A 26781-nucleotide genomic window follows, 5' to 3' on the forward strand; every position below is an offset into this window, starting at 1 on the left:
CCGGTCAATTGCCGGAGTTGTTCGGGTGGCTGACGTCGCCGTAGTGGCCGAGGGCGATCGCGGCGAAGTTGTGCCGGCTGGCGGTGCCCTCGGCCAGGTAGCCGTTGTGGCCGCTGGCGCCGGCCGAGGAGACGGTCATCGCGCCGAACGCCTGGGTGGTCGGGTCGGCGCCGTGCCCGAGGCCGCCGACCTCCAGGTAGGGGACGTTGCCGATCCAGTCGGCGGGGTTGCGGGCCGCCCACACCTGGACGCCGGTGCCGAGCTCGGCGGCCGAGTCGACGCCCATCCCGGGGCTGCCGAACGCCACCAGGTCGGTGGGCTGCGTGCCGTGCACGGTCGGCGCGGCGGTGCCGCACACCACCGAGCCGTACGAGTGGCACAGCAGCGTCGGCGGCGCCTCCGGGTGGCTGGTCTGCTTCAGCCCGGCGAGCAGCCGTTCCAGGCGGGGCGCGGCGGCCTCGGCGAGCCGGGAGGTGGCCGCGTCCGGGCCGAGGCCCTGCGGGGTGACGTAGCCGGTCCAGGCGATCACCGCGGTGCGGGTGTTCGGGGACTGGGCGTGCTCCTCGGTGAACAGGGCGCGGGCCATGCCGGCGGGGGAGCGCAACGGCTCGACGGCCTGGTCGAAGTGGGCGAGGTCGGCGTCCGAGCCGGGCACCAGGACGGCGACCCGCTGGGCGGCGGCCAGGTCGCCGTACACCTCGGTGACCAGGCCGCGGCCGCGCGGGTCGAAGGCGAGGATCTGCCGGCCGCCGGCCAGCAGCGCCTCGGAGTCGTTGGCGCGGGAGGCGGCCAGCGCGCGGGCGGTCGGGTCCAGGGCGCGGTCCTCGGAACGCTGCCGGGCCCGGTCGCGTTCGGCGGCGATCGCCTCCCGGTTGGCCCGGTACCGGACGGCCGGCGGCGCACCGTCCAAGTTGCCGACCACCAGCGGGTATTCGAGGATCAGCCGGTCGAGTTCGGCGTTCGTCAGCGAGGCGAAGAAGGCGGCGACGGCGGCCGGGTCGGCGGTGGCCGGGTCCGGCAGGGCGCGGCCGAAGGTGTTGTCGGCGACCCAGGCGGCGCTGCCGGCCGGCGGCGTGGTGATGGCCAGCTGCTCGCTGGACGCGGTGGCCTGGGCGACCGCCGCCCCAGCGTCCACCAGGGCGGCACAGCCCGCGAACACGCCGATCAGGATCCGCTTGACCCGCCTGCGCTGCATGGCGTCCACTCCCTCGGGCCGGTACATCGCAGCGGGCCGGGCCCGATGGTGCTACGACTGCCAACTACTAGTCAGCCAGACTAGAGGGCGGCAGACGCGCCGGGCAGGGAGCAAACAGTGTTCCGTGTCACATTCGCCCGGACGCTACCTGTCGTATCCGTCCCGGACGCGCTTCGGAGCGATCGAACGCCAGGCCTCGGTGAGCAGTTCACGCAGCTCCTCCGGCTCGACCAGGGCCAGTTGCACCCGCACCCAGCCGAACCGGCCGGTGTACGGCGCCATCGAGTACACCTCGGGCGCGGCGGCGATCAGTTCGGCCTGATCGGACACCGTGGCCTTCACCGAGACCGCCCCCGACTCCGGGTGTCCCATCGCGAAGATCTTCCGGCCGACCCGGAACGTCTCCTGCTCCCAGGTGGTTTCCTGGTGCGCCTGCGGCAGCTCCAGTGCCAGCGCGATCAGTTCGTCGAAGGTCGCCATGGCCGCCAGGGTACGGCCAGGCTCCGACAACCGAAGGGAATTGACGCAACGTCAGACCGCGCCGAGCGCGTACACCGCGAACAGTGCCGCGCCCGCCGTCGCCACCGCCCGCCAGGCGCGGGACGGCCACGGGGCGTCGAAACGCCGCGCCCAGCGGCCGATCAGCGCCAGCACCACCGCGAACAACGGCAGCCAGGCCAGTCGGGCCAGCGCCCACAGGCCGGAGTCGGGGGCGGCGGTCAGGCCCGGCAGCGTGCCCAGTCGCGAACCGGCAAGCGCGGTCAGGAACATCGCGGTCTGGTGCCAGCAGAAGATCGTCATCGCGCCCAGGTTGACCACCACCACCGGCAGCCACAGCAGCGGCCGGCGCAGCGCCCGGCCCAGCCGGTCCTTCAGCAGCATCGCCGCACCGCCCTGCACCGAGGCCAGCGCCAGCACCAGCAGGGACGGCGGGTGCGAGTTGGTGCGGGCCGCGCCCGGTACGCCGACCATGCTCGCCGGGTAGTGGAACACCAGCAGCAGCACCGCGAACAGCGCCGCCCCGCCGAAGGCCGTCAGCCGCGCCCCGGCCCGGGAGATCCGGCCGTGTGCCCAGTCCACACCCAGCTGGTAGGCGAACAGCCAGCCCGGCAGCAGGTTCAGCAGGCTCAGCCACCCCGGCATCGACGCGCCCCACGGTCCGTACCGCAGCAGGTCCACCGCCGCGACGGCCGTCAGCAGCGCCGCCGAGGCCCAACCCTTCATCCGCGCACCGAACTTGACGCACAGCGGGGTGAGCGCCGTCAGCGCCAGGTACATCGCGATGTACCAGAGCGGCTGCACCATCAGCACCGCCCCCGTGCGCACCGTGTCGGCCGGCACCCCCAGCCCGCGCAGCACCGGGATCAGCGCCGCCCACACCGCGGCCACCCCCAGCACCGGCCGGGCCAGCCGCAGCACCCGGCCGCGCAACCACTCCCCGGTACCCACCCCGCGGTCGGCCGCCCGGCGCAGCGACAGCGCCGACGCCCGGCCGCCGACCAGGAAGAACACCCCCAGCATCTGCAGCACCCAGCTCAGCGGCGCCATGAACGACAGCGCCGTCAGCGGACTCGCGTTGTGCAGCACGCCGTCGGAGAGGGTGAACCCGCCGAGCAGCCAGTGCCCGAGCGGCACCGAGAGCAGTGCGACGGCGCGCAGGCCGTCCAGCGCTCGGTCACGGGTGGTGGGGGTCTTGGCATCGACGGTCGCCGCGGCGCGGCGAACGGAAACAGGCAGCATCGGACGTCTCCTCGACAGGTCGTCAGGCGGTGGTGGGGGAGCCGGTCGCGGCGAGCGCGGCGAAGGCCGCGAGCGAGGCCGAACCGGGAGCGAAGTAGTCGCTGTGGCCGTGCGAACCCGTCGATGGCAGCAGGCGGGCGTGGAACCCCGGGGACGTCGGGTCGGCGCCGTGCCCGAGCCCGAACACCGAGACGTGCGGCACGTTCGAGATCCAGTCCTCCGGATTGCGGGCCACCGCCCACACCGGCACCTTCAACTCGTCCGCCCGCTCCAGGCCCAGCCCCGGCGAGGCGAACACCACCAGCCCCGAGACCCGCGCCGGATCCGGCGCGGACTGCCCGCACACCACCGAGCCGTAGCTGTGGCAGAAGAGAGTGGCGGGCCCGGTCAGCGGGGCCAGGCCGGCGACCAGACGCTCCAGCCGCGGGGCCCCCGCCCGGGCGAGCTCCTCCCGGGCGGCGTCCAGCCCCACGCCGACGGGCGTGGTGTAGCCGACCCACGCCACCACGGCGACCTGGTCCTTGGCAGCGGCGCGCAGTTCCTTCGCCATGGCGGCGAGGCGGTCGGACGAGGCCAGATCGACGTCCGAACCGGGCACGAGGACGGCGGTGCGGGCGGCGTGGGCCAGATCGCCGAACACCTCGGCGAGTTGGCCGCGGCCGCGAGGATCGAAGACGAGAAGTTGGCGGCCGGTCAGTTCGGCGTAGCGGGCGGCCTTCCGGGCGGCCTGCTCGCGCTCTTCCGGCAGGAGCGAGGCGTCGGTGGCGCGGGCCTGCTCACGGGCGCGTTCCTGGGCGAGGGCCAGGGAGTTCGCCAAGTAGCGGAGGGGGACCGGCGCGCCGTCCAGATTGCCGAGGACCTGCGGGTGCCGGAACGCGAGCTGCCGCTGCTGGTCCGGGGCCAACGCGTCGAAGAACGCCGCAACTTCGGCCGGGGAGGCGTTCGTCGGATCGGGCAGCCGCACCCCCAGCGCGGTGTCCGCCACCCACTCCGCGGACCCCGGCGGCGGCCCCGTCAGCGGCGTCTGCGCATCCGCCGACGTCCACGACCCCACCCCCAGCACCGCCGCCAGCACCAACCCCGCGACGGCCGTCCCTCGACGCAGACGCCCCAGCATCGCTTCCTCCTCCCGTTCGGTGACGAGGAGGAAGGTAGGAACGAGGTGCGTGGCGGGGCGTCACCCTGCGGAGCCAAGACGCACGTCATACCTGGGTGGGAGCGCGGGCAGCCAGGGGCGCGAGGAGGTTGCTCAACTGCCGGGCTGCACCAAGCCGCTCTCGTAGGCGAGGACGACGGCCTGCGCGCGGTCGCGCAGGTTGAGCTTGGCGAGGATGCGGCCTATGTGGGTCTTGACGGTCTGTTCGGCGAGGATCAGGTGGGCGGCGATTTCCTGGTTGGAGAGGCCGCGGGCGATGAGTTCGAGGACTTCGGTCTCGCGGGGGGTGAGCCCGTTGAGGCGGAGGCGGGGGTCGCGGCGGGGGGTGGGGCGGTTCTGGGCGAAGTCGGCGATCAGGCGGCGGGTGACGGAGGGGGCGAGCAGGGCGTCGCCGGCGGCGACCACGCGGACGGCGTTGATCAGGTCGGCGGGTGGGGCGTCCTTGAGGAGGAAGCCGGAGGCGCCGGCGCGGAGGGCCTCGTACACGTAGTCGTCGACGTCGAAGGTGGTGAGCATCAGGACGCGGGGGCGGTGGATCACGCCGGGCGGGGGGTCGAGGAGGTGGCGGGCGGCTTCGAGGCCATCCATCTCGGGCATGCGGACGTCCATCAGGACCACGTCGGGGTGGGTGTGCCGGCTGACTTCCAGGGCCTGGAGGCCGTTCGCGGCGTCGCCGACCACGTCGATGTCGCTCTGGGCGCCGAGCAGGGCGGCGAAGCCGGCGCGGACCATCGCCTGGTCGTCGACGATGAGGACGCGGATGGTCATGCGGTGTTCTCCCCTGGGGCGGTGCCGACCGCCGTTGCGGGGCGGTCGATCGGCAGGACGGCGGCGACCCGGTAGCCGCCGTCGGCGGTCGGGCCGGTGTCCAGGGTGCCATCCAGCAGACGTACGCGTTCCCGCATTCCGGTCAGGCCGTGTCCGGTGGAGGCGGAGACTTCGACGGCGGTGGCCTTGCCGGGGGCCGGGTCGTTGTGGACGTCCACGGTGAGGGCGCCGTCGGCCGCCGCGACCCGGACCCGGGCGGTGGCGCCGGGGGCGTGCCGGACGACGTTGGCCAGGGCTTCCTGGACGATCCGGTACGCGGACAGGCCGACCGCCTCGGGGACGGGGCCGAGGGCCCGGACGTCGTCGGCGAGGTCGAGTTCGGCCCGGACGCCGGCCTGGGCCACGGTGGCGAGCAGGCCCGGCAGGTCGTCGAGGCCCGGTTGCGGGGCCTTGTCGGCCTCGGTGTCGGCGGCCCGCAGCACGCCGAGCAGGCGCCGCATCTCGGCGAGCGAGCCGCGGGCAGCGGAGGCGATCTGCCCGAATTCGGCGACGGCGGGCTCGGGCAGGCCCTCGAGGCGGTACGGGGCGCTGTCGGCCTGGACGGCGATCACCGACATGTGGTGGGCGACCACGTCGTGCAACTCGCGGGCGATCCGGGCGCGTTCCTCCAGCAAGGTGCGTCGTGCGCGTTCGGTCTCGGAGATCTGTTCCTGGGCGGCGAGCAGCCGCTTCGCCTCGTCGCGGCTGCGCAGGCTCCAGCCGAGCAGCAGGATCACCCCGGAGAGCACGGTGACCACCACCGAGGTGCCGTCGAAGTGCTCGTTGAAGACGGACCAGCTGAGGCTGTTGCCGACGAAGGTGACCGCCCAGACGGCGAGCAGGGTGCGTCCGCTCTCCCGGATCGCCAGGAACACCATCAGGAACAGGTAACTCAGCAGGGTGGGGACCGGCCACGGCCAGGCCTGGGTGGCGGCCTCGCCGTGGGTGACGACCGCGCCGACCAGCACCGACGGTGCCACCAGCTGCCAGGCGGTCAGCGGCCGGACCAGGGCCAGTGCCAGCGCCCCGGCCTGGACCGTGGCCAGTGCGGCGGCGAGGCCCCCGTTCACCCCGTAGAACTGCGTCAGCGCGACGATGCCGGTGGGCAGCAGCGCACCGATCATGGCCAGCACCACCACGAAGGGCAGCGCCCGCATCCATGCTTTGCGGGCATTGGCCAGCGGCGGCCGGTGGTTCGGGACGGGTTCGACGAGGGCGCTGAGGAAGGTCTTCCAGGTGGTCACCGGGCCGAGGGTAGAACGGGGCGGGGCCGGTGTCCTCATACTCCGGTCGGGCGACGGGGGTGATACCGGAGTACTACTCGGGCCCTCAGCGCCAGGAGCCGGCCAGCGCCGGTCCGAGTTCGTCGAAGTGGCGCTCCAGCAGGGCCAGCATGCCGTCCGTGCAGTGGCTGTGCTGGTCGGCACTGGCGGCGTACGACAGGTGCGAGATCCGCACCACGGTGCCGAATACCGCGGCGAGCAGCCGGGGGCGCAGGTCGGTCTCCGGGTCGAGTGCCTCGCGTTCGGCGAGGATCCGGGCCACTTCGCCCTCCTGCTGGAAGGAGTGCCGCAGGTGGGCGGCGAGCAGGGTGGGGGTGGACTCGATCAGTTCGAACAGCTCCAGGACGGCGGTGACGGTCCCGTAGCGGGCCCCGCGGTCCTGGTCGATGGCCTGCCAGACCTCGTGCACCGCGCCGCGCATCGCCTGGAGCGGGTTCTCCTCGGCGGGCCGGGTGCGCAGCCGCTCGAGGAACTCTTCCTCGACGTCGGCGAGCACCGCGAGGGCGACCTCCTCCTTGTTGGCGAAGTACCGGAAGAAGGTGCGCTGGGAGACCTCCACCTCGGCCGCGATCTCGTCCACCGTGGTCTGTGCGAAGCCCTGGCCGAGAAACAGTCGGTGCGCGGCGCCGATCAACGCGTCGCGAGTGCGCTGCTTCTTGCGTTCGCGCAGGCCAGCGGGGGGCTGGACGGCGGCGGGGAGCGGGGTGGCCATGCTTCTACGATAGCGTCCTGCCATTTGTCATCAAGTGGCACAAGTCACGGCATGTCGATTGTCAGCGACTGACATAATGGCCGAGCCGCTCTCTCGCCACACCACACGAACGGGGAAGTTCCGAGCCATGAGCCAGTCCGTCGTACTCGACAAGGAGGCGGCCCCGGCCGCCGGAGGGAAGCTGCGGGGGCACCCCTGGCTGACCCTCCTCACCGTCGCCGTCGGCGTCATGATGGTGGCCCTCGACGGCACCGTCGTCGCCATCGCCAACCCGGCGATCCAGACCGACCTGAAGGCCAGCCCCGCCGACATCCAGTGGGTCACCTCCGGCTACCTGCTGGCCCTGGCGGTCTTCCTGATCACCGCCGGCAAGATCGGCGACCGGTTCGGCCACAAGTCGACCTTCCTGGTCGGCGCGGTCGGCTTCGCCGCCACCTCCGCCGCGATCGGCTTCGCCGGTTCGATCCAGCAGGTGATCTTCTTCCGGGTGCTGCAGGGCCTGTTCGGCGCGCTGCTCCAGCCCGCCGCGCTCGGCCTGCTGCGCGGGGCGTTCCCCGCCGAGAAGCTCAACATGGCGATCGGCATCTGGGGCGGCGTCATCGGTGCCTCCACCGCGGCCGGTCCGATCGTCGGCGGTCTGCTGGTCGAGCACGTCAACTGGGAGTCGGTGTTCTTCATCAACATCCCGGTCGGCATCGTCGCGCTGGTCCTGGGCCTGCTGATCCTCAAGGACGTCCGCGCCGATAACGCCGCCAAGTCCTTCGACATCCCCGGCATCGTGCTGCTCTCCGGTGCGATGTTCATGCTGGTCTGGGGCATCATCAAGGCCCCGACCTGGGGCTGGGGCGACCCCGCCACGCTGCTCTTCCTCGGCGGCGCGGTGCTCGCGCTGGTGGTGTTCGCGGTCTGGCAGAACTTCGCCAAGGAGCCGCTGATCCCGCTGTCGCTGTTCCGCTCGGTGCCGCTGTCGGCCGGCACCCTGCTGATGGTGCTGATGGCCTTCGCGTTCTTCGGCGGCATCTTCTTCGTCACCTTCTACCTGCAGAACGTGCACGGCATGGCGCCGGTCGACGCGGGCGTCCACCTGCTGCCGATGACCGGCATGATGATCGTCGGCGCTCCGGTGGCCGGTTTCCTGATCGGCAGGATCGGCCCGCGCATCCCGATCATGGTGGGCATGCTGCTCACCACCGGCGCGATGCTCGGCATGTCCACCCTGGACATCCACTCCGGCAACGGCGTGATGTCGCTCTGGTTCCTGCTGATGGGCCTCGGCCTCAGCCCCGTCATGGTCGGCGCCACCGAGGTCATCGTCGGCAACGCCCCGCTGGAGCTGTCCGGTGTGGCCGGCGGCCTCCAGCAGGCCGCGATGCAGGTCGGCGGCAGCCTCGGCACCGCCGTGCTCGGCGCGGTGATGGCCTCCAAGGTCACCAGCGTGCTCCCCGGCAAGTGGACCGCCGCCACCGGCCAGCCGCTGCCCGGCGGCGAGCAGGGCGAGGGTCTCAAGCAGCTCGCCCAGCTGGGCATCGCCCCGCCGGCCCAGCCCGGCGTCCCCGCCGAGGTCACCCAGGGCATCGCCGACGCCGTCCACTCGTCCTTCGTCAGCGGCATGGGCCTGGCCTTCACCGTCGCCGCGATCGTCGCCGCCGTCGCGGCGGCCCTCGGCCTGCTCACCAAGCGCGGCGCGAACGACGCCGGTCCGGCCGTGCACATCTGACGCACCGCCAAGGCCCGTCCGGGGGAAGGAGGTTCTTCCCGCGGACGGGCCGCTCCGTTTTCCGGGGGTTGCCCGCGCGGGTTTTGCGATCTTTTTGCCCCCCTCCTGGCACTCGATTCGATATTCGATTACTGCACTAAGGTGCGGTCCGTGAGTGAGCAGAGAACGCAGGGGCGCCAGGCAGTGCCGCGTCGCCGAACGGAACGGGTGGCGGCGTTCCTCGGGCGCTGGTGGGTGTTCGGCCCGCTGGTGGGGCTGGCGGCCGCCGCGGCGATGGTCGTCCGGATCTTCCACAACGGCCCGATCGGCCTCGCCGACAACGGCGACGGCCCGAGCCGGATGTGCGCCCTCGACGCCAAGGTGCACCTCGACGAGGGCTCCTGGTGGTGGTTCAAATGGGCCAACTTCCGTTACGACCACGCGCTGCCCGGCGAATGCCCCCCCGGCAACCGCTACCCCGGCAGCGGCCAGTGGATGCCGGAACTGGCCCGGCCGATCAGCCGACTGCTCGGCTACCACGGCTACCTGGACCTGCGGGCACAGGCACTGCTCTGGTGCGCCCTGGTGGGCCTGGCGTTCGCGGTCTTCGCGGTCGCCCTGCGCGGCCGCCTGACGCTGCGCCTGCTGGTCTGCGCGGCGCTGTTCGTGGTCGTCGGCGACTCGGTGGTCGCGGACTACGCCGCCTCGCCGTTCAGCGAGCTGGCCGGGCTGACCGGCCTGCTGTTCGCCACCGCCGGAGCGATGCACCTCGGCGGCTCGCGCCGGGCCCGGGTACTGGGCCTCGCGGTGTTCACCGTCGGCTCGGTGACGGTGTGCGCGTCCAAGATGCAGGCGCTGACGATGGCCGTCCCGTTCCTGATACTGCTGCTGACGTCCCGCGTCCCGATCGGCCGGTGGACCGGCCGCCTCGGCTCCCGGGCCCTGCCGCTGGCCGCGGCGGCGGTCGTCGGCGCGGCCGGGCTGCACACGCTGATGTTCCAGATGGACTCGTTCAAGGAGATCAACCGGACCGAGATGATCTTCGTCGGGATCATGGGCAAGAGCCCCCACCCCGAGAAGGACGCCGTCGCACTCGGCCTCCCGGCCGACTTCGGCCAGTACGCCGGACTCAACTGGTGGGGCGAGAAGGCCCCGCAGAAGGACCCGCGCTGGCCGGAGGTCAAGGACAAGATCACCTACGGCAACATCGGCGGCTACCTGCTGCGCCACCCCGGCGTCGCACTCCGGATCGCCGACGGCGGACTGGACGACTTCGCCACCTCCCGCCCCGAGAACCTCGGCACCTACCCGGTCGGCGCCGGAAAGCCGGCCGGCGCGCAGGAACACCGCCTCTCCCTCTACACCGGCTTCCTGCGGACCTTCGGCGGCGGCTTCGTCCTCGGCCTCCAGCTCGCCCTCGCCGCGGCCGGTGCGTGGTGGCTGCGCCGCAGCGCGGGCAACCCGCGACGCCGGGCGTTCCTGGCGCTGATGATCTGCCTCGGCGGGGTGACCCTGACGCAGTTCGTCACCGCGATGTACGGCGAGGCGATCGAGAACACCAAGCACCTGATCTACGGCATCTTCGCCACCGGCCTGGCCTTCGTCCTGGCCCCGGCAGCGCTGCTCGCCGCCCCGGCGACGAAGCCCGCGGAGCGCGACGCGAGCGAGAGCAGGCCGCTGGCCCACGTCTGACGCGACGTCCACAGCGCCCCGCAGGGGCGCGGGGAACCGCGCGAAGCGGAAGGCCGCAACGCAAAGATCCGCCCGAGGAGGGAAGTTCCCTCCTCGGGCGGATCTCTGTGTCAGAGCGATCAGGCGTCGCCGCCCGCGGCACCCGGCTCGGCCGCGGCCACGTCGAGCAGCTGGTAGCGGTCGATCGCGGACTTCAGCGCCGAGCGGTCGATCTTGCCCTGCTTAGCCAGCTCCGTGAGGGTGGCCAGGACGATCGACTGAGCGTCGATGTGGAAGAAGCGCCGGGCCGCGCCGCGGGTGTCGGCGAAGCCGAAGCCGTCGGCACCCAGGGACTGGTACTGGCCGGGCACCCAGCGGGAGATCTGGTCCGGGACGGCCCGCATCCAGTCGGAGACGGCCACGAACGGACCCTCGGCCCCGGAGAGCTTCGACGTCACGTACGGGACGCGCTGCGGCTCCTCCGGGTGCAGCAGGTTGAACTCCTCGGCCTCGACGGCGTCGCGGCGGAGCTCGTTCCAGGAGGTGGCCGACCAGACGTCCGCCTTGACGTTCCACTCCTCGGCGAGGATGCGCTGCGCCTCGAGGGCCCACGGCACCGCCACGCCGGAGGCGAGCAGCTGCGCGGGGATCTGGCCGGCGCCGCCCTCGGCGAGCTTGTAGAGGCCCTTGAGGATGCCGTCGACGTCCACGCCCTCCGGCTCGGCCGGCATCTTGATGGGCTCGTTGTAGACGGTCATGTAGTAGAAGACGTCCTCGCCGTGCGGGTGCTCGGCGGAGGAGCCGTACATGCGGCGCAGGCCGTCCTGGACGATGTGGGCGATCTCGTACCCGTAGGCCGGGTCGTAGGCGACCACACCGGGGTTGGTGGAGGCCAGCAGCTGGGAGTGGCCGTCGGCGTGCTGCAGGCCCTCGCCGGTCAGCGTGGTGCGGCCGGCGGTGGCGCCGATCACGAAGCCGCGGGCCAGCTGGTCGGCCATCTGCCAGAACTGGTCGCCGGTGCGCTGGAACCCGAACATCGAGTAGAAGACGTAGACCGGGATCAGCGGCTCGCCGTGCGTCGCGTAGGACGAGCCGGCGGCGATCAGCGAGGCGGTGCAGCCGGCCTCGGAGATGCCGTCGTGCAGCATCTGGCCGGACGGGGACTCCTTGTACGCCAGCAGCAGCTCGCGGTCGACCGACTCGTAGGTCTGGCCGAGCGGGTTGTAGATCTTGGCGGACGGGAAGAGCGAGTCCATGCCGAAGGTGCGGTACTCGTCGGGCGCGATCGGCACGAAGCGGTTGCCGATGCCCTTGTCCCGCATCAGGTCCTTGAGTACCCGGACGAACGCCATGGTGGTGGCGATGGTCTGGTTGCCGGAGCCCTTCTTGACCGCCTTGTACGCGTCGTCGCCCGGGAGTTCGAGCTTGCGCGGGCGGACCTTGCGGGTGGGCACGTAGCCGCCGAGCTCCTTGCGGCGGTCGTGCATGTACTGGATCTCTTCCGAGTTGCGGCCCGGGTGGTAGTAGGGCGGGTAGCCCTCGTCGAGCTGCTTGTCGGTGATCGGCAGGCGCAGCCGGTCGCGGAAGCGCTTAAGGTCCTCGACCGTCAGCTTCTTCATCTGGTGGGTGGCGTTGCGGCCCTCGAAGTTGGGGCCCAGCGTCCAGCCCTTGACGGTCTGCGCCAGGATGACGGTCGGCTGGCCCTTGTGCTCGCGGGCGGCCTTGAACGCGGCGTACACCTTGCGGTGGTCGTGACCGCCGCGGCCCAGGTGCTGGATCTGCTGGTCGGTCATGTTCTCGACCATGGCGCGCAGGCGCAGGTCGCCGCCGAAGAAGTGCTCGCGGATGTACGAGCCGGTCTCGGTGGCGTAGGTCTGGAACTGGCCGTCCGGGGTGGTGTTCAGCTTGTTGACCAGGACGCCGTCGCGGTCCTGGGCCAGCAGCGGGTCCCAGGTGCGGTCCCAGACCAGCTTGATGACGTTCCAGCCGGCGCCGCGGAACTGCGACTCCAGCTCCTGGATGATCTTGCCGTTGCCGCGGACCGGGCCGTCCAGGCGCTGCAGGTTGCAGTTGACCACGAAGGTCAGGTTGTCCAGGCCCTCGCGGGCGGCCAGGGACAGCTGGCCGAGCGACTCGGGCTCGTCCATCTCGCCGTCGCCGAGGAAGGCGTACACCTGCGAGTCGGAGGTGTCCTTGATGCCGCGGTGCTCCAGGTAGCGGTTCATCCGGGCCTGGTAGATCGCGCCGAGCGGGCCGAGGCCCATCGAGACGGTCGGGAACTCCCAGAAGTCCGGCATCAGCCGCGGGTGCGGGTAGCTGGACAGGCCGTACGGCGCCTTGGACTTCTCCTGGCGGAACGCGTCGAGCTGCTGCTCGGTCAGTCGGTCCAGCAGGAAGGCGCGGGCGTAGATGCCCGGCGACGCGTGGCCCTGGAAGAACACCTGGTCGCCGGACTCGCCGTCGGCGTCCTTGCCGCGGAAGAAGTAGTTGAAGCCCACGTCGTACAGCGACGCGGACGAGGCGAAGGTGGCGATGTGGCCGCCGACGCCGATGCCGGGACGCTGGGCGCGGGAGACCATGACGGCCGCGTTCCACCGCGTCGCGTTGAGGATCTTGCGCTCGATCTCCTCGTTGCCGGGGAAGAACGGCTCGTCCTTGGTGGCGATGGTGTTGACGTAGTCCGTGCTGCGCATCTCGGGCACGGCGACACGCTTTTCACGGGCGCGCTCGATCAGCCGCAGCATCAGGTAGCGGGCACGCTCGCGCCCGCGCTCGTCGATGGCAGCGTCAAGCGACTCCAGCCATTCCGCGGTCTCCTCGGGATCGAAGTCCGGGACCTGGCTCGGGAGGCCGCCAATGATGATCGGGTTGCGATCGGATCCGGAAGCCACGCTGTTCCTTCACTGTCGGTCGAAACTGAGTTGTCGCGCCGCCTCCATCGTGCTACCGCGTTCGGAGATCCGTCATCTCTACCGATCGGTAACCGTTCCGCCGGTTGGGCGGTACGGTCAGGAGGTGGTCCGACCTGGGACCCCGGCCGGACGATGGCGGCCGGCCGGGATGAGGGCCAACAGAAGACTTTACGCCCGCACACACGGCTGGCCCGAATGCCGTTCGTATCTCGGGCAGGCGTACGGTCTGCGTGTGGGTGGGCGACGAAGCGTCCCGGTCCGGTACGGATACGGACATTTCGGAGCAATTGGCCACACGGAGGGCGGCGTGTCGGCCCCCGACGCGTCAACCTTTGGGTGGGATCGGGGGTCGGGTACTTGCGCGAACCGCCGCTCCCGTGTGGACTACGGCCACAGCCTCGGCATGGATGCCGAGCCGAATACTGGAGGTTATTCCCGTGAGCGCGACCGCGGACCCCGCGGACAAGTCCAACCCGGCTCTTCGTCTCGGCTTCGAACAGGGCCAGATCATTCAGGAGATCGGGTACGACGAAGACAGTGACCAGGACCTCCGCGAGGGGATCGAGGACATCACTGGCTCCGAACTCGTCGACGAGGACTACGACGACGTCGCAGACGGCGTCCTGCTGTGGCACCGCGACGAGGACGGGGATCTCACCGACGCCCTGGTCGACGCCCTGGAGTACCTGGCGGAGGGCGGCCTGATCTGGCTGCTGACGCCGAAGACCGGCCGTGACGGGCACGTCGAGGCGCACGAGATCGCCGATGCCGCCAAGACTGCCGGCCTGTCGCAGACCAGCTCGGTGGCGATCGCCAAGGACTGGGCGGGTACCCGCCTGGCCACCCCGAAGGCCTCGAAGACCGGCAAGCGCTGAGCTTCGGACCGCGACCGAAATGCGGGCCCCGGCGGAGAAGACTCCGCCGGGGCCCGCGTTCCGTTGCCACCGCCACCTTGTTCGCTCAGGGCTGAACGACGCCTCGAACGGCCCCACCGCCTCACCCGAACGGCCGAACTGGGGATGTGCGAGTGGGAAGATTTCCCTGCCCGCACCACCAAGATCCGGCAGGAAGGTCCCCTCATGGCCATCGAGATCGGCGCCCAGGCCCCCGACTTCGAGCTGAAGAACCAGCACGGCGAGTCGGTGAAGCTGTCCGACTTCCGCGGCGAGCAGAACGTCGTCCTGGTCTTCTACCCGTTCGCCTTCACCGGTGTCTGCACCGGCGAGGTCTGCGAGATCCAGAAGGAGCTGCCGCGCCTGCAGAACGACGAGGTGCAGGTGCTCGCCGTCTCCGTCGACTCGCCGTTCTCGCTGCGGGTCTTCGCCGACCAGCAGGGCCTTGAGTACCCGCTGCTGTCGGACTTCTGGCCGCACGGCGAGGCCTCCCGCGCCTACGGCGTCTTCAACGAGGAGAAGGGCTGCGCCGTCCGCGGCACCTTCGTCATCGACAAGGAGGGCGTGGTCCGCTGGAGCGTCGTCAACGGCCTCCCGGACGCCCGTGACACCCAGGAGTACCTGGCCGCCCTCGGCGCGCTCTGACACCACCCTCGGCCGGGCGCCGGGCCGATTTTCGGCGCGGCGCCGGGCCGAGTCGCCACCCCCGGCCGGGAACCCCGCACTACGATCGGGCCGTTGACGGATCGGGAACCCGACTTCTTGGAGGACCACGTGGGTGTCAGCCTGAGCAAGGGCGGCAATGTCTCGCTCACCAAGGAGGCGCCCGGCCTGACCGCCGTGGTTGTCGGCCTCGGGTGGGACGTACGCACCACCACCGGCACGGACTTCGACCTGGACGCCAGCGCGTTGCTCTGCACCGAGCAGGGCCGGGTCCGCTCCGACGCCGACTTCATCTTCTTCAACAACCTGAAGAGCGCCGACGGCTCGGTCGAGCACACCGGCGACAACCTCACCGGTGAGGGCGAGGGCGACGACGAGCAGATCAAGGTCGACCTGGCCGGCGTCCCGGCCGACGTGGCCAAGATCGTCTTTCCGGTGTCGATCTACGACGCGGAGAACCGGCAGCAGAGCTTCGGCCAGGTCCGCAATGCCTTCATCCGGGTGCTGAACCAGGCCGGCGGTGCCGAGATCGCCCGCTACGACCTGTCGGAGGACGCCTCGACCGAGACCGCGATGGTCTTCGGCGAGCTGTACCGCAACGGCGCCGAGTGGAAGTTCCGCGCCATCGGCCAGGGCTACGCCTCCGGCCTGCGCGGCATCGCGCAGGACTTCGGCGTCAACGTCTGAGGCTGCGCCGGGCGCGGTGCGGGCCGGGTCCGTTCGCGGGCCCGGCCCGTCGCCGTCGCTACTCCGCGGGGAGCGCCATCACGCGGTCGCCCTGGACGGCGATCAGCAGGTCGTCGTTGCCGGCCAGGTGCCAGGGCAGGTCGATCGAGGCGCTGGTCTGGAAGGTCCAGCGGAGCTTGTGGTTGACCACGTCCACCGCGTTGAAGGCCACCACCCGGCTCGGGGCGGCAGGGGTGTCGGTGGTGCCCTGGCTGGTCATGGTCAGGCCGCCGAGTATCGAGTAGACGACGTGCTTGCCGGCCGTGGGAGCCGAGTACCACATGTGGGTGGAGCGGTCGGAGGTCTTCGCCCACACCTGCTTGCCGTCGGCGATCCGCACGCCCTGCAGGCCGTTCGGCGTCCCCCACCGGGGCGGTGAAGGTGCCGCCGGCGGACCGGGCGGCCGTCACCTCGCGGCGGAAGCGCTCGCGGAACTCGGCGTTGCCGGCGAGCTCGGCGCGCACCACCTTGACCGCGACGGTCCGGCCGCCGGCCGGACGGGCCGGGTAGACCCGCCCCTCCCTCCTTGCCCGCCGCCGGGCAGGAGGGACCCATCGCCGACGCAGAGGCGCGCCAACAGCCGGTAGGGGCCTACGGGTTCGGGGTCGGTGCGGTCGAGCGGTTCGAACGGCATCGTTGCGGTGCTCCCTCTGTCCGTCCTGATGCGTCCGTGCCCGCGCGACGGTTCGTCCGGCGGTCCCGGCAGCGTACCGGGCGGGTTCCGGCCGGTCCCGGTCGGAGCGGAACCGGGGCGGGGGCTTGATAGATTCGGCCGCGATCCGCCCCCGGCCGGGGTGCGCGCGGGGCGATTTCGGGCCCGCGGGGCGCGGCGGCCGGGCCGGGCGGAGAGAGCGGAGTTCAGGAAGTTCAGTCGGGTGTGCAGCACTGTACGGCCGTCGAGGGGCGTAGATCTCTTGGGGTGCGTCCTTCGGGCGCGCCCCGTCGGACCGGCCCTCCCGGGCGGCTTCGACGGCAGACCACCGCTGTACACCCCGGGAGCCCCGGAGACGGGAGCTGGGAGGAAAGTCCGATGACCGTCACCCTTGCCAAGGGCGGAAACGTCTCGCTGACCAAGGCCGCGCCGAACCTGACGCAGGTTCGGATCGGCCTCGGCTGGGACGCCCGGTCCACCACTGGCGCGCCGTTCGACCTGGACGCCAGTGCACTGCTGTGCTCCGGCGGCCGGGTCCTCGGCGACGAGTACTTCGTCTTCTACAACAACCTGCGCAGCCCCGAGGGCTCGGTCGAGCACCAGGGAGACAACCTCACCGGCGACGGTGACGGCGACGACGAGGTGGTCGACGTCCACCTCGACCTGGTGCCAGTGCAGATCGACAAGGTCGTCTTCGCGGTGTCCATCTACGACGCCGACGCCCGGCTGCAGAGCTTCGGCCAGGTCTCCAACGCCTACATCCGTGTGGCCAACGTGAGCGACGGCAACGAGATCGCCCGCTACGACCTCACCGAGGACGCGTCCGGCGAGACCGCGATGATCTTCGGCGAGCTGTACCGCTACCAGGGCGAGTGGAAGTTCCGTGCCGTCGGCCAGGGCTACGCCTCCGGCCTGCGCGGCATCGCGCTCGATTTTGGCGTCAACGTTCAGTAAGCAGCCCGGAATCGGTCAATTCCGGTAGCCAGAAAGGTAACTGACCCCGTGTTCCTCCGTACGTTCGGATGGTCCTTCGCCATCACGATCGCCGGCCTGATTGCCGCCGGCCTGATCTGGGGGGCCGAAGGATTCGGCGTCGTCCTGATCCTCTCGATCCTCGAGATCTCCCTGTCCTTCGACAACGCCGTCGTCAACGCCACCGTTCTCAAGCGGATGAACGCCTTCTGGCAGAAGATCTTCCTGACGGTCGGTGTGCTGATCGCGGTCTTCGGCATGCGGCTGGTCTTCCCGCTGCTGGTGGTGGCCCTGACCGCGCACCTCAACCCGGCGACCGTGGTGCAGCTGGCGCTCGACTCCAGCAAGACCCACGACGGGCACACCTACGCGCAGTACCTGGAGATGGCCAACCCGGCGATCGCCGCGTTCGGTGGCATCTTCCTGCTGATGATCTTCCTCGACTTCATCCTGGAGGAGAAGGAGTTCAACTGGCTGCGCTGGATCGAGAAGCCGCTGGAGAAGATCGGCAAGCTGGAGGCCCTCTCCTCGGTCATCGCGCTGGTGCTGCTCGCCGTGTCGGCCCGGCTGTTCGCCGGTGACCGCGCCGAAACGGTCCTGCTGGCCGGTGTCTGCGGTCTGGCCACCTACCTCGCCGTCAACGGCCTCTCCGGGGTCTTCGAGGCCGGCCTGGAGGAGCAGGAGGAGGCCGAGCACGAGGCCGAGCGCAAGGGCAAGTCGATCGTCCAGGTCGGCGGCAAGGCCGCGTTCTTCCTCTTCCTCTACCTGGAGGTGCTGGACGCGTCCTTCTCCTTCGACGGCGTGGTCGGCGCGTTCGCCATCTCGCAGGACATCTTCCAGATCACCCTGGGCCTCGGCATCGGCGCGATGTACATCCGTTCGCTGACCGTCTACCTGGTCCGCAAGGGCACCCTGGACGACTACGTGTACCTGGAGCACGGCGCGCACTACGCGATCGGCGCGCTGGCGCTGATCCTGCTCGCCTCGATCAAGTACCACATCCCGGAGCTCGTCACCGGCCTGGTCGGCGTCGCCTTCATCGGCGCGGCACTGGCCAGCTCGATGGTCCGCAACAAGCGGGAACAGGCGCTGGAGGGCGCCTCGCCGGCCGAGAGCTAGCCGGCGCACCGCACGCAGAGAGCCGCCCACCGGGAAACTTCCCGGTGGGCGGCTCTCGTTTGTGGCGGGTTCCGGTCGCGCTGCGGGGTTCAGACCGAGCTGCCGGGCCTCAGCCGAGCTGCTGCTCGATCGCCCGGAGCTTGCGCTCCAGCGAGTCCAGCTTCGGCATCGACAGGGTGTCCTCGTCCATCGTCAGGTCGATGCTCGACGAGTACGAGCTGCTGGACGAGTACGAGCCGCTGCCGGTGGTGGGCGACTCGACGGCGGCGCGGGGGCGACGGCCGGCGTTCAGGGCGGCGGGCTCCAGGGCGGAGGCGCCGACCCGGTCGAGAGCGGATTCCTCGGCGGCTAGGGCAGGCTCCGTAGCGGACGACGGGGAGTCGCCCGCGGCGGTCAGGGCGGGCACCTGACGGCCGCCCCGGCTCCGGCCCAGCACGCCGTTCTGGCGGGAGATCGCCTTCAGCTCGGCCCGCTCGCGGCGGTCGGCGCTGCGGGCGCGGATCTTCGCGTCCATCTTGGCCTGGCGCTCCTCGCGGACCTCCTCGACGGCCTCGTCCAGGCTGCGGACGTTCTCCAGCAGCATCAGCGACCAGGCCGCGTAGGTCTCGCGCGGGGCGCGCAGCCAGCGGACCACGCGGATCTGCGGCAGCGGACGCGGGACCAGGCCCTGCTCGCGCAGCGCCGCCACGCGGGTCTGCTTCAGCGCCCGGTCGAACAGTACGGCCGCCGAGATCGACATGCCGGCGAAGAACTGCGGGGCGCCGTCGTGCGAACCGCCGCGCGGGGCGTGCACCCAGTTGAACCAGGCCGAGGCGATCGCGAACAGCCACACCAGCATGCGGGAGCCGAGCGCCGCGTCACCGTGGCTGGCCTCGCGCACCGCGAGCACCGAGCAGAACATGGCCGCGCCGTCCAGGCCGAACGGGACCAGGTACTCCCAGCCGCCGGACAGGTTCAGGTTCTGCTGGCCGAAACCGACCAGGCCGTGGAAGGACAGCGCGGCCGCGACGCCGGCGCAGCAGAACAGCAGGACGTACGACGCACCGCCGTAGATGGCCTCCTTGCGGCGGCGGCGCTCCTCGCTGCGCTCCCAGGAGTCGCCGGACTCCTCGGCCTTGTTGTTCTTGAAACGCAGGAAGGCCACCAGGATGGCGGTGAACAGCAGGGCTGCGCCGCCGACCACGGCCCAGACCAGCTGTATGGAGGAGAGGTTCATCGCGGGGAGGGCCTCGGCTTTCCGCAGGGCAGGGGAAGTTGGAGGTGACGTGGCGCACGGGACAACGCACGGGACACCTGTGCGGACAGACGATATCGCGTCCTGGGGGCGGGCATCGTACGGGAGTGACGAACCCTCTGCCAGCGGTCCGTACCAGCGGGTTGACGTTGACTCAGGACCCCGTGGGTGGGTATTGGAGAGCTAGGACAGAACCGGCGCTGGGGGAGGACACGATGGTCTCGGTGTGGGAGTTCCTGAAAGGGGACCGCAACAGCTTCGACACCGGAGGGCAGTTCAAGGTCACACTGACCAAGTCGCAGCCACAACACGCGATCACGGGCTCGGCGGCCACCACCGGTTACCTGTACATCAACCTGCACTGGTCGACCCGCAGCGCTGACCGGCCCACCGCGGGCAACGCGTTGCGCCGGTTCTTCGACCCGCGGATCCTGCGCCCGCTGGCGCCCACCGCCGGCGGGTCCGCCCCGCTGAACGTCGACCTCGACCTGGCCTGCCTGTACGAACTCGCCGACGGCACCCGGGGCGTGGTGCAGCCGCTCGGCCGGCTCTTCGGCGACCTGAACCGGCCGCCGTACATCAAACTCTCCGGTGACGACGTGTCAGGCGCCTCGTCCGGCGAGACCATGCACATCAACCTGGAGAAGAAGGACCAGTTCAAGCGGCTGCTGGTGTTCGTCTACATCTACGACGACACCCCCGCGTTCGACCGCACCCAGGCGGTGGTCACCATCGTTCCGCAGAGCGGCCCGCGGATCGAGATCAAGCTGGACGAGCGGGCCGCGGCGGCCCGCTCGTGCGCGGTGGTGCTGATCGAGAACGACGGCGAGGGCAAGCTGACGATCCGCCGCGAGGTGAAGTACGTGCACGGCTTCCAGTCGGACCTGGACCGGCTGTACGGCTTCGGCATGCAGTGGGAGCGGGGGTACAAGACCCCCGACCGGCCCGGGAGTTGACGCTTCGGCGCCGTGATGTTGCGGCGCCGTGACGTTGCGGCGTTGCGGTGCTTTGGCGCCTTGGTGCTCGGCGTCGCGGTGCTTTGGCGCTCTGGTGCGCCGGTGCGGTCAGCGCGGCTGGAACTGCGGGCCCTGCGGCGGCAGTGCGAACGGCGCGCCCGGCTGCGGGGGTGCCGGGGGCTGCTGGGCGGGCTGCTGCGGTACGGGTGCGGGCTGCTGCTGCACCGGCTGCTGGTGGGTGGGCGGCGCGGGCGGCTGCTGCGGGTAGCCGTAGCCGCCCGCCTGCGGTTGCGGGTGGCCGTAGCCGGGGGCGGCCGGGTGGGGGTAGCCGTAGCCGCCTGCCTGCGGCTGGGGCTGGGGTTGAGCCGGCGGGTAGCCGTAGCCCTGCTGCTGCGGCTGTGGGTAGCCGTACCCGGCGGCCTGCGGGACGGGGGGCTGCGCGGCGTGGTGGACGGTCGGCGGCAGCGCCGGCGGCGGCGGGGCGACGATCGGGGCGGGCTGCGCGGCGACCGGCGCCGGGGCGGGGGCCTGGGCCTGGGTGGGCAGGGCCGGGGCGATCGTCCAGTCGTCCTCGTCCACCGGGAGCGGGGCGGGCGCGGACACCGGCGGCTCGGTGGCGGCCGCGGGTGCGGTGGCCGGGTCGGGCAGGCGGGGGTCGGCGGACAGCGGGGTGCCGCCGTCGCCCGTGGAGTCCTCGACGGTGATGCCGAAGTCGGTGGCCAGCGCGATCAGCCCGTTCACGTACCCCTGGCCGACGGCGCGGAACTTCCAGCTGCCGGAGCGGCGGTACAGCTCGGCGGCGACCAGCGCCGTCACCTGCTCGTACTCGTCGACGGCGAACTCGGCCAGCGCGGGCGTCCCTTCGGGCAGGCCGGCGTCGAACAGCAGCACCCGCAGGCCCGGCACGGCGGGGAACGACCCGCCCTCGGCGGAACCGGCCAGCACCACCCGGTCCACCCCGGCGGGCAGCTTCGCGAGGTCGATCTCCACCGCGTCCCAGATCCAGCCGTCCGCGGCCTGCTTGGGCAGGTGGCGGACCAGACCGGACGGGTGCCGGGGCTGGTTGTAGAACACGAAGTCCAGGTCGTCGCGGACCCTGCCGTCCTCGGCCAGCAGCAGGGCCGAGGCGTCCACGTCCGGGATGCCCGGGGTGTCCGTCCAACGCAGGACGGCACGGACGGCGTTGGCCGTCAGCGGGATGTTGGCGCCCTTCGCCATCACGTGCGTCATAACGCACCATCCTGCCGCCTGCCCGGGGCCCGGGACAACGCGGGCGCGGTATCGGCGAGTCCGGGCGGTGGCGGCCGGCCGGTGGGACTCGGGGTTCCGAACTGCTTCCCCGGTGTTGCCCGGTCGTACGATGGGCGGCCGGCGGCCCGGTGCTCCCGACCCCACCGCGGCGACCGCCGCCGCGGTGAACTATCCGGCCACGCCAACCGTCCATGTGTCGAGGCGTCAGCCGTACGCGGCCCCGAGCGGGCCCCACAGATCAGAGCGGGAGAGCACTTTGCGCCACTTCGGGCATCTCGCGGACGACGTCCGCAACCGGCTCTTTCACGAGCAGCCCGTCGCCTTCGACCGGGACAGCGGGGCGGACGTCCTGGCCACCGCGCTCGGCGCCACGCTCTACAGCCCCGCCACCCGTCCCACCCTGGCCCGGGACATCCGGCGGCAGGCCGCCCGCGGCGTGATCTCCATGGTGCTGTGCCTGGAGGACGCGATAGCCGACCACGAGGTGGATGACGCCGAGCACAACCTGGTCGCCCAACTCACCGAGCTTGCCCTTGATGACGCCGCCTCGCAGCTGCCGCTGCTGTTCGTCCGGGTCCGCGCTCCCGAGCAGATCACCGACCTGGCCCGGCGGCTCGGGCCTGCGCTGCGGCTGCTCAGCGGCTTCGTGGTGCCCAAGTTCACCGAGGACAGCGGGCGGCCCTTCCTGGACGCGCTGGCCCGCGCCGAAGAGACCGGCGGGCAGCGGCTGTTCGTGATGCCGGTGCTGGAGTCGCCCGAACTCGCCCACCTGGAGAGCCGCCGCGAGCAGCTGTTCGGCATCGCCCGGCTGCTCGACAAGCACCGCGACCGGGTCCTCGCGGTCCGGCTCGGCGTGACCGACCTGTGCTCCGCGTACGGGCTGCGCCGCTCGCCCGACCTCACCGCCTACGACGTGGCGCTGGTCGCCCAGGTGATCGGCGACGTGGTCAACGTGCTGGGCCGCGCCGACGGCACCGGGTTCACCGTCACCGGTCCGGTCTGGGAGTACTTCCCGCTCCAGGAACGGATGTTCAAGCCGCAGCTGCGCCGCACCCCGTTCGCCGAGGTCACCCCGCCCGCCGACCAGGTCCGGCAGCGACTGATCGAGCACGACCTGGACGGGCTGATCCGGGAGATCGAACTCGACCGGGCCAACGGCCTGTTGGGCAAGACCTGCATCCACCCCAGCCATGTCGCCGCCGTGCACGCGCTGTCCGTGGTCACCCACGAGGAACTGTGCGACGCCAGCGACATCCTGCAGCAGCACCGGGGCGGCGGCGGGGTGAGCCGCTCCGCGTACACCAACAAGATGAACGAGGCCAAGCCGCACCGGGCCTGGGCCGAGCGGGTGCTGCTGCGCGCCGGGGTGTTCGGCGTCGCGCGGGCCGACGTGTCGTTCGCCGAACTGCTCTCGGCCTGTGTGTCCTGAGTCCTGTGCGTCCTGAGTCCTGCGCGTCCCGGGCCCTGCTTCCTGTGCCCTGCCTCCTTCGTCCTGCTTCCTGCGCCCGTTTCTGGGCCGGTTTCTGATCCGGAGTCAGCCGATCGGACGATGCCGGTGTCCACCGGACGGTCATCCGATTCGCGCCGATCGGTGCGCGGAGGTTGGCCGGTCGGCCGATCCGCGGGCAGTTGCGCTCCCCGTACGCTCGAACCCGGACGTGCAGCCGTGCGTCCTTCCAGGCACCAGCAGCACCACCCGCACCACCCGTCGTCGTGATGAGAGGAGCCCCCGATGACCGTAGACACCACCGCCCCCGGGCCGGTCGGGGCCGACCCCTGGACCGGCCAGTGGGTCACCGACCGGCTGGGCCTGCGCCTGACCGGCGGGCCGGAACTCACCGCGCTGATCGGCCTCGCGCTGCGCCGCAACCCCAAGCGCGCGCACCTGCTGGTCTCCCAGGTGCTGGGCAAGCACGTCCCGCAGCGGCCCGAGGTGGTGCACGGCGCCGGGCTCGAACTCGGCCGCCGGGTGGCCGCGTTGCTCGGCCCCGCGGAGGCGGCGCGGGCCGTGGTGCTCGGCTACGCGGAGACCGCCACCGCCCTCGGCCACAGCGTTGCCGACGGCCTCGACGCGCCCTACCTGCACTCCACCCGCCGCCCGGTGCCCGGCCTCGTCCCGCTCGGCGGCTTCGAGGAGGAGCACTCGCACGCCACCAGCCACCTGCTGCTGCCCGAGGATCCGGGGCTGCTCGCCGGGGACGGGCCGCTGGTGCTGGTCGACGACGAGTTCTCCACCGGCACCACGGTGCTCAACACCATCCGCGCCCTGCACGCCGCGCACCCCCGCGAGCGGTACGTGGTGGTCGCCCTGGTCGACCTGCGCACCCCCGCCGACCGCGCCCGCCTGGAGGTCGCCGCCGCCGAACTCGGCGCCCGGCTCGACCTGGTGGCCACCGCCGGCGGCGGCGTCCAGCTGCCGGAGGGCGTCCTGGACCGCGCCCGGGAACTCATCGACGCCACCCCCGAGCAGCCACAACCCGTCGAGCCCGCAGGCGAGTTGGCGCATCTCTGGCTGCCATGGCCGGACGGCCTGCCGGACGGCGGCCGGCACGGCTTCACCCCCGCCCACCGCCGCCGGCTGGAAGATGCGCTCCCCGCGCTCGGCGCCGCCCTCGCCGCCGCCGTCGGCCCCCGGCCCCGCCGCATCCTGGTGCTCGGCTGCGAAGAGCTGATGTACGCCCCGCTGCGGCTCGCCGACGCCCTGCAACGCCAACTCCCGGACGCCGAGGTGCGGTTCTCCACCACCACCCGCTCCCCGGTGTTCGCCCACGACCACCCCGGCTACGCGATCCGCACCCGGCTCGCCTTCACCGCCCACGACGACCCGGCCGGCGACGACGCCACCGAGCGCTACGCCTACAACGTCGCCCCGGGCAGCGATCCGGCCCGCCGCTTCGACACCGTCGTCCTGGTCGTCGACGACCCCGCCGACACCCCCGCCCTGCACCACGGCCCCGACGCCCTGCTGCCCCGCCTGCGCACCGCCACCGACCACGTGGTGCTCGCCGTTCTCCCGTCGTACCGCCCAGCGCCACCCGCCTGACGCCCCGCCGACCACCCGCTGCCAGAGCATCACCCCTGCGCACCCCACCGAAGGCCCGGCATGACCGCACACACCGCCCCCTCCCCGCCCGCCGCCCGCCCACTGCACGGACCGGCCTTCTCCAGCTACCCGGCCACCGACGTCACCTGGCTGCTCAAGGACCTCTCCGACGTCCACCTCGAAGCACCCGTCGAGGAACGCGAGGAGGCCGTGCAGTCCGGCGGCGCCCACTACGCCGAGTCGCTGCCGGTCGAGTACCAGCCCAGCCCCGAGTACCAGCAGCTGTTCCACACCGCGCTGGCCGCCTCCGCGACCCGGCTGGCCACCGCCGTCGGCGCCGTCGCCGAAACCCTGCTGCGCGAACGCGGACCGCACCTGGTGCTCGCCTCGCTGGCCCGGGCCGGCACCCCCGTCGGCATCCTGATCCGCCGCTGGCTCGCCCACGCCCACGGCCTCGACGTGCCGCACTACACCGTCTCCATCGTCCGCGGCCGCGGCATCGACCAGGTCGCGCTGAAGCACCTCGCCGCCCACCACCGCGCCGCCGACGTGGTCTTCGTCGACGGCTGGACGGGCAAGGGCGCCATCACCCGCGAACTCGAGCAGGCACTGGCCGGCACCGGCTTCGACCCCGGCCTCGCCGTCCTCGCCGACCCCGGCAGCTGCGTGCGTACCTACGGCACCCGCGACGACTTCCTGATCCCCTCCGCCTGCCTCAACTCCACCGTCTCCGGCCTGGTCTCCCGCACCGTGCTGCGCGCCGACCTGACCGGTCCCGGCGAGTTCCACGGCGCCAAGTACTACCGGCACCTGGCCGAGGCCGACGTCTCCGCCCGGTTCGTCGACACCGTCGCCGCCGAGTTCCCGGCCGTCGCCGCCGCCGTCGCCGCCGAAACCGCCCTGCTCGCCACCGCCGACCGCACCCCCACCTGGGAGGGCTGGGCCGCCGTCGAACGAATAAGCGCCGAGTACGGCATCGACAGCGTCAACCTGGTCAAGCCCGGCGTCGGCGAGACCACCCGGGTGCTGCTGCGCCGCGTCCCCTGGCGGATCCTCGCCCGCCGCGGCACCGGCGCCGACCTCGACCACGTCCGGCTGCTCGCCGCCCAACGCGGCGTCCCCGTCGAGGAGATCGACCACCTGCCGTACAGCTGCGTCGGTCTCATCCACCCGCGCTACACCCGTGGCGCCACCGGCGCGGACGGCACCGCCGTCCACACCTGACCCTGCCCCCGACCGAAGGAGACCCCGCCCGTGCCGCAGTTCCTGGTCGCCAGCGACCTCGACCGCACCCTCGTCTACTCCAACCGCGCGCTCGCTCTGGACGTGCCCGACCGGCTCGCCCCGCGACTGCTCTCGGTGGAGGTGCACGACGGCAAGGCGCTCTCCTTCATGACCGAGACGGCCGCCGAACTGCTCGCCGAACTCGCCGAGCAGACCCCCGTCGTCCCGATCACCACCCGCACCCGCACCCAGTACGAGCGGATCAACCTCCCCGGCCCCACCCCCGGCTGGATACCCCCGTACGCGGTCTGTGCCAACGGCGGCCACCTACTGGTCGACGGCGTGCCCGACCCCGACTGGCAGCACGAGATCCGCACCCGGCTGGACGCCGCCAGCGCCCCGCTGCCCGAGGTCGTCGAACACCTCGCCATCGCCGCCGACCCCGAGTGGACGCACAAGCGGCGGGTCGCCGACGACCTGTTCGCCTACCTGGTGGTCGAACGCGCCGAACTCCCCGCCGGCTGGATCGACGAACTCACCGCCTGGTGCGCCGACCGCGGCTGGACGGTCTCCCTCCAGGGCCGCAAGGTCTACGCGGTGCCCGCACCGCTCTCCAAGAGCGCCGCACTGGCCGAGGTCCGCCGCCGCACCGGCGCGCGGACCGTCCTCGCCGCCGGAGACTCACTGCTCGACGCGGACCTGCTGCTCACCGCCGACCACGGCTGGCGACCCGGCCACGGCGAACTCGCCGAGACCGGGTGGAGCGCCGAGGGCGTCACCGCGCTCACCGAGATCGGCGTCGCGGCGGGCGAGGAGATCATCCGGCAGATGCTGGCCCGGGTCCGCGCGGGGGAGGTAGCGGTTGTGAGCTGACCC

At 71.8% G+C, this 26781-nt stretch carries 21 protein-coding genes and 1 pseudogene; 11 read left to right on the forward strand and 11 right to left on the reverse strand.

The genetic code is table 11. From position 1 onward, the window contains the following. Nucleotides 1-4: 4 nt before the first annotated feature. From ACFYS8_RS22060 to ACFYS8_RS22090, 7 genes are all read right to left on the reverse strand, one after another. The gene (locus tag ACFYS8_RS22060) at nt 5-1195 is read right to left on the reverse strand and encodes an alpha/beta hydrolase (protein ID WP_387643205.1); all 1191 of its coding nucleotides are present in this window, start codon (nt 1193-1195) and stop codon (nt 5-7) included. Between the two features lie 144 nt (nt 1196-1339). Beyond that, a complete protein-coding gene (locus tag ACFYS8_RS22065; protein WP_387643206.1) occupies nt 1340-1675 on the reverse strand; it encodes an MmcQ/YjbR family DNA-binding protein in 336 nt (111 codons plus the stop codon). A gap of 51 nt (nt 1676-1726) precedes the next feature. Continuing rightward, a complete protein-coding gene (locus ACFYS8_RS22070) occupies nt 1727-2935 on the reverse strand; it encodes an acyltransferase (RefSeq protein ID WP_387643207.1) in 1209 nt (402 codons plus the stop codon). Nucleotides 2936-2957: 22 nt separating this feature from the next. Further along, nucleotides 2958-4052 carry an alpha/beta hydrolase gene (locus ACFYS8_RS22075; protein ID WP_387643208.1) on the reverse strand — a complete coding sequence of 365 codons (1095 nt, stop codon included), beginning with the start codon at nt 4050-4052 and terminating at the stop codon, nt 2958-2960. A gap of 132 nt (nt 4053-4184) precedes the next feature. Then, a complete protein-coding gene (locus tag ACFYS8_RS22080; protein ID WP_387643209.1) occupies nt 4185-4859 on the reverse strand; it encodes a response regulator in 675 nt (224 codons plus the stop codon). Continuing rightward, nucleotides 4856-6142 carry a histidine kinase gene (locus ACFYS8_RS22085; protein WP_387643210.1) on the reverse strand — a complete coding sequence of 429 codons (1287 nt, stop codon included), beginning with the start codon at nt 6140-6142 and terminating at the stop codon, nt 4856-4858. Before ACFYS8_RS22085 ends, ACFYS8_RS22080 begins: the two co-directional genes overlap by 4 nt. An 85-nt stretch (nt 6143-6227) precedes the next feature. After that, nucleotides 6228-6893 carry a TetR/AcrR family transcriptional regulator gene (locus ACFYS8_RS22090; protein ID WP_387643211.1) on the reverse strand — a complete coding sequence of 222 codons (666 nt, stop codon included), beginning with the start codon at nt 6891-6893 and terminating at the stop codon, nt 6228-6230. Between the two features lie 127 nt (nt 6894-7020). On the opposite strand from ACFYS8_RS22090, the gene ACFYS8_RS22095 reads away from it, so the two are divergent. Then, on the forward strand, nt 7021-8610 hold the full coding sequence (locus ACFYS8_RS22095; protein ID WP_387643212.1) for an MFS transporter: 1590 nt from the start codon (nt 7021-7023) through the stop codon (nt 8608-8610). A 150-nt stretch (nt 8611-8760) separates the two neighbouring features. Further along, on the forward strand, nt 8761-10281 hold the full coding sequence (locus ACFYS8_RS22100) for a hypothetical protein (RefSeq protein WP_387643213.1): 1521 nt from the start codon (nt 8761-8763) through the stop codon (nt 10279-10281). A gap of 119 nt (nt 10282-10400) precedes the next feature. Here ACFYS8_RS22100 and aceE read toward each other — a convergent pair whose 3' ends face one another. Further along, entirely contained in the window at nt 10401-13151 is a 2751-nt protein-coding gene (gene aceE, locus ACFYS8_RS22105; RefSeq protein ID WP_387643215.1) for a pyruvate dehydrogenase (acetyl-transferring), homodimeric type, read from the reverse strand. A 458-nt stretch (nt 13152-13609) separates the two neighbouring features. On the opposite strand from aceE, the gene ACFYS8_RS22110 reads away from it, so the two are divergent. The 3 genes from ACFYS8_RS22110 to ACFYS8_RS22120 all read left to right on the forward strand — a co-directional run bounded on the left by ACFYS8_RS22110 (nt 13610) and on the right by ACFYS8_RS22120 (nt 15415). Further along, nucleotides 13610-14047 (forward strand): DUF3052 domain-containing protein, encoded by a 438-nt coding sequence (locus tag ACFYS8_RS22110; RefSeq protein WP_387643217.1) that lies wholly within the window; start codon nt 13610-13612, stop codon nt 14045-14047. A 204-nt stretch (nt 14048-14251) separates the two neighbouring features. Beyond that, entirely contained in the window at nt 14252-14710 is a 459-nt protein-coding gene (locus ACFYS8_RS22115) for a peroxiredoxin (protein ID WP_387643218.1), read from the forward strand. A 129-nt stretch (nt 14711-14839) separates the two neighbouring features. Continuing rightward, nucleotides 14840-15415 carry a TerD family protein gene (locus ACFYS8_RS22120; protein ID WP_387643847.1) on the forward strand — a complete coding sequence of 192 codons (576 nt, stop codon included), beginning with the start codon at nt 14840-14842 and terminating at the stop codon, nt 15413-15415. Between the two features lie 58 nt (nt 15416-15473). Here ACFYS8_RS22120 and ACFYS8_RS22125 read toward each other — a convergent pair whose 3' ends face one another. Next, the gene (locus tag ACFYS8_RS22125) at nt 15474-15794 is read right to left on the reverse strand and encodes a hypothetical protein (RefSeq protein WP_387643220.1); all 321 of its coding nucleotides are present in this window, start codon (nt 15792-15794) and stop codon (nt 15474-15476) included. 690 nt (nt 15795-16484) lie between these two features. Here ACFYS8_RS22125 and ACFYS8_RS22130 point away from each other — a divergent pair. Further along, a complete protein-coding gene (locus ACFYS8_RS22130) occupies nt 16485-17060 on the forward strand; it encodes a TerD family protein (RefSeq protein ID WP_387643222.1) in 576 nt (191 codons plus the stop codon). Nucleotides 17061-17108: 48 nt separating this feature from the next. After that, nucleotides 17109-18197, forward strand: a complete 1089-nt coding sequence (locus ACFYS8_RS22135; protein ID WP_387643224.1) for a DUF475 domain-containing protein — start codon at nt 17109-17111, stop codon at nt 18195-18197. Between the two features lie 109 nt (nt 18198-18306). Here the strand turns inward: ACFYS8_RS22135 and ACFYS8_RS22140 are convergent, their stop codons facing one another. Next, nucleotides 18307-19413: a DUF2637 domain-containing protein gene (locus tag ACFYS8_RS22140; RefSeq protein ID WP_387643225.1), complete on the reverse strand. Its 1107-nt coding sequence runs from the start codon at nt 19411-19413 to the stop codon at nt 18307-18309. A gap of 233 nt (nt 19414-19646) precedes the next feature. Between ACFYS8_RS22140 and ACFYS8_RS22145 the strand changes: the two genes are divergently transcribed. Beyond that, a complete protein-coding gene (locus ACFYS8_RS22145; RefSeq protein ID WP_387643227.1) occupies nt 19647-20387 on the forward strand; it encodes a Tellurium resistance in 741 nt (246 codons plus the stop codon). Between the two features lie 108 nt (nt 20388-20495). Here the strand turns inward: ACFYS8_RS22145 and ACFYS8_RS22150 are convergent, their stop codons facing one another. Beyond that, nucleotides 20496-21617, reverse strand: a complete 1122-nt coding sequence (locus tag ACFYS8_RS22150) for a TerD family protein (RefSeq protein ID WP_387643229.1) — start codon at nt 21615-21617, stop codon at nt 20496-20498. 277 nt (nt 21618-21894) lie between these two features. Between ACFYS8_RS22150 and ACFYS8_RS22155 the strand changes: the two genes are divergently transcribed. The 3 genes and pseudogenes from ACFYS8_RS22155 to ACFYS8_RS22165 all read left to right on the forward strand — a co-directional run bounded on the left by ACFYS8_RS22155 (nt 21895) and on the right by ACFYS8_RS22165 (nt 26778). Next, nucleotides 21895-23067 carry an HpcH/HpaI aldolase/citrate lyase family protein gene (locus tag ACFYS8_RS22155; protein ID WP_387643231.1) on the forward strand — a complete coding sequence of 391 codons (1173 nt, stop codon included), beginning with the start codon at nt 21895-21897 and terminating at the stop codon, nt 23065-23067. A 303-nt stretch (nt 23068-23370) separates the two neighbouring features. Beyond that, nucleotides 23371-25905: pseudogene (locus tag ACFYS8_RS22160) on the forward strand (phosphoribosyltransferase). A 30-nt stretch (nt 25906-25935) separates the two neighbouring features. Continuing rightward, nucleotides 25936-26778 carry an HAD family hydrolase gene (locus ACFYS8_RS22165; protein ID WP_387643232.1) on the forward strand — a complete coding sequence of 281 codons (843 nt, stop codon included), beginning with the start codon at nt 25936-25938 and terminating at the stop codon, nt 26776-26778. The last annotated feature ends 3 nt before the right edge of the window (nt 26779-26781 follow it).

This window comes from Kitasatospora sp. NPDC004615 (assembly GCF_042873545.1).
Classification (GTDB): domain Bacteria; phylum Actinomycetota; class Actinomycetes; order Streptomycetales; family Streptomycetaceae; genus Kitasatospora.

Coding starts and splice junctions, on each gene's coding strand:
- ACFYS8_RS22060 (WP_387643205.1), bottom strand. CDS start 1,195: ATGCAGCGCAGGCGGGTCAAGCGGATCCTGATCGGCGTGTTCGCGGGC.
- ACFYS8_RS22065 (WP_387643206.1), bottom strand. CDS start 1,675: ATGGCGACCTTCGACGAACTGATCGCGCTGGCACTGGAGCTGCCGCAG.
- ACFYS8_RS22070 (WP_387643207.1), bottom strand. CDS start 2,935: ATGCTGCCTGTTTCCGTTCGCCGCGCCGCGGCGACCGTCGATGCCAAG.
- ACFYS8_RS22075 (WP_387643208.1), bottom strand. CDS start 4,052: ATGCTGGGGCGTCTGCGTCGAGGGACGGCCGTCGCGGGGTTGGTGCTG.
- ACFYS8_RS22080 (WP_387643209.1), bottom strand. CDS start 4,859: ATGACCATCCGCGTCCTCATCGTCGACGACCAGGCGATGGTCCGCGCC.
- ACFYS8_RS22090 (WP_387643211.1), bottom strand. CDS start 6,893: ATGGCCACCCCGCTCCCCGCCGCCGTCCAGCCCCCCGCTGGCCTGCGC.
- ACFYS8_RS22095 (WP_387643212.1), top strand. CDS start 7,021: ATGAGCCAGTCCGTCGTACTCGACAAGGAGGCGGCCCCGGCCGCCGGA.
- ACFYS8_RS22115 (WP_387643218.1), top strand. CDS start 14,252: ATGGCCATCGAGATCGGCGCCCAGGCCCCCGACTTCGAGCTGAAGAAC.
- ACFYS8_RS22130 (WP_387643222.1), top strand. CDS start 16,485: ATGACCGTCACCCTTGCCAAGGGCGGAAACGTCTCGCTGACCAAGGCC.
- ACFYS8_RS22140 (WP_387643225.1), bottom strand. CDS start 19,413: ATGAACCTCTCCTCCATACAGCTGGTCTGGGCCGTGGTCGGCGGCGCA.
- ACFYS8_RS22145 (WP_387643227.1), top strand. CDS start 19,647: ATGGTCTCGGTGTGGGAGTTCCTGAAAGGGGACCGCAACAGCTTCGAC.
- ACFYS8_RS22150 (WP_387643229.1), bottom strand. CDS start 21,617: ATGACGCACGTGATGGCGAAGGGCGCCAACATCCCGCTGACGGCCAAC.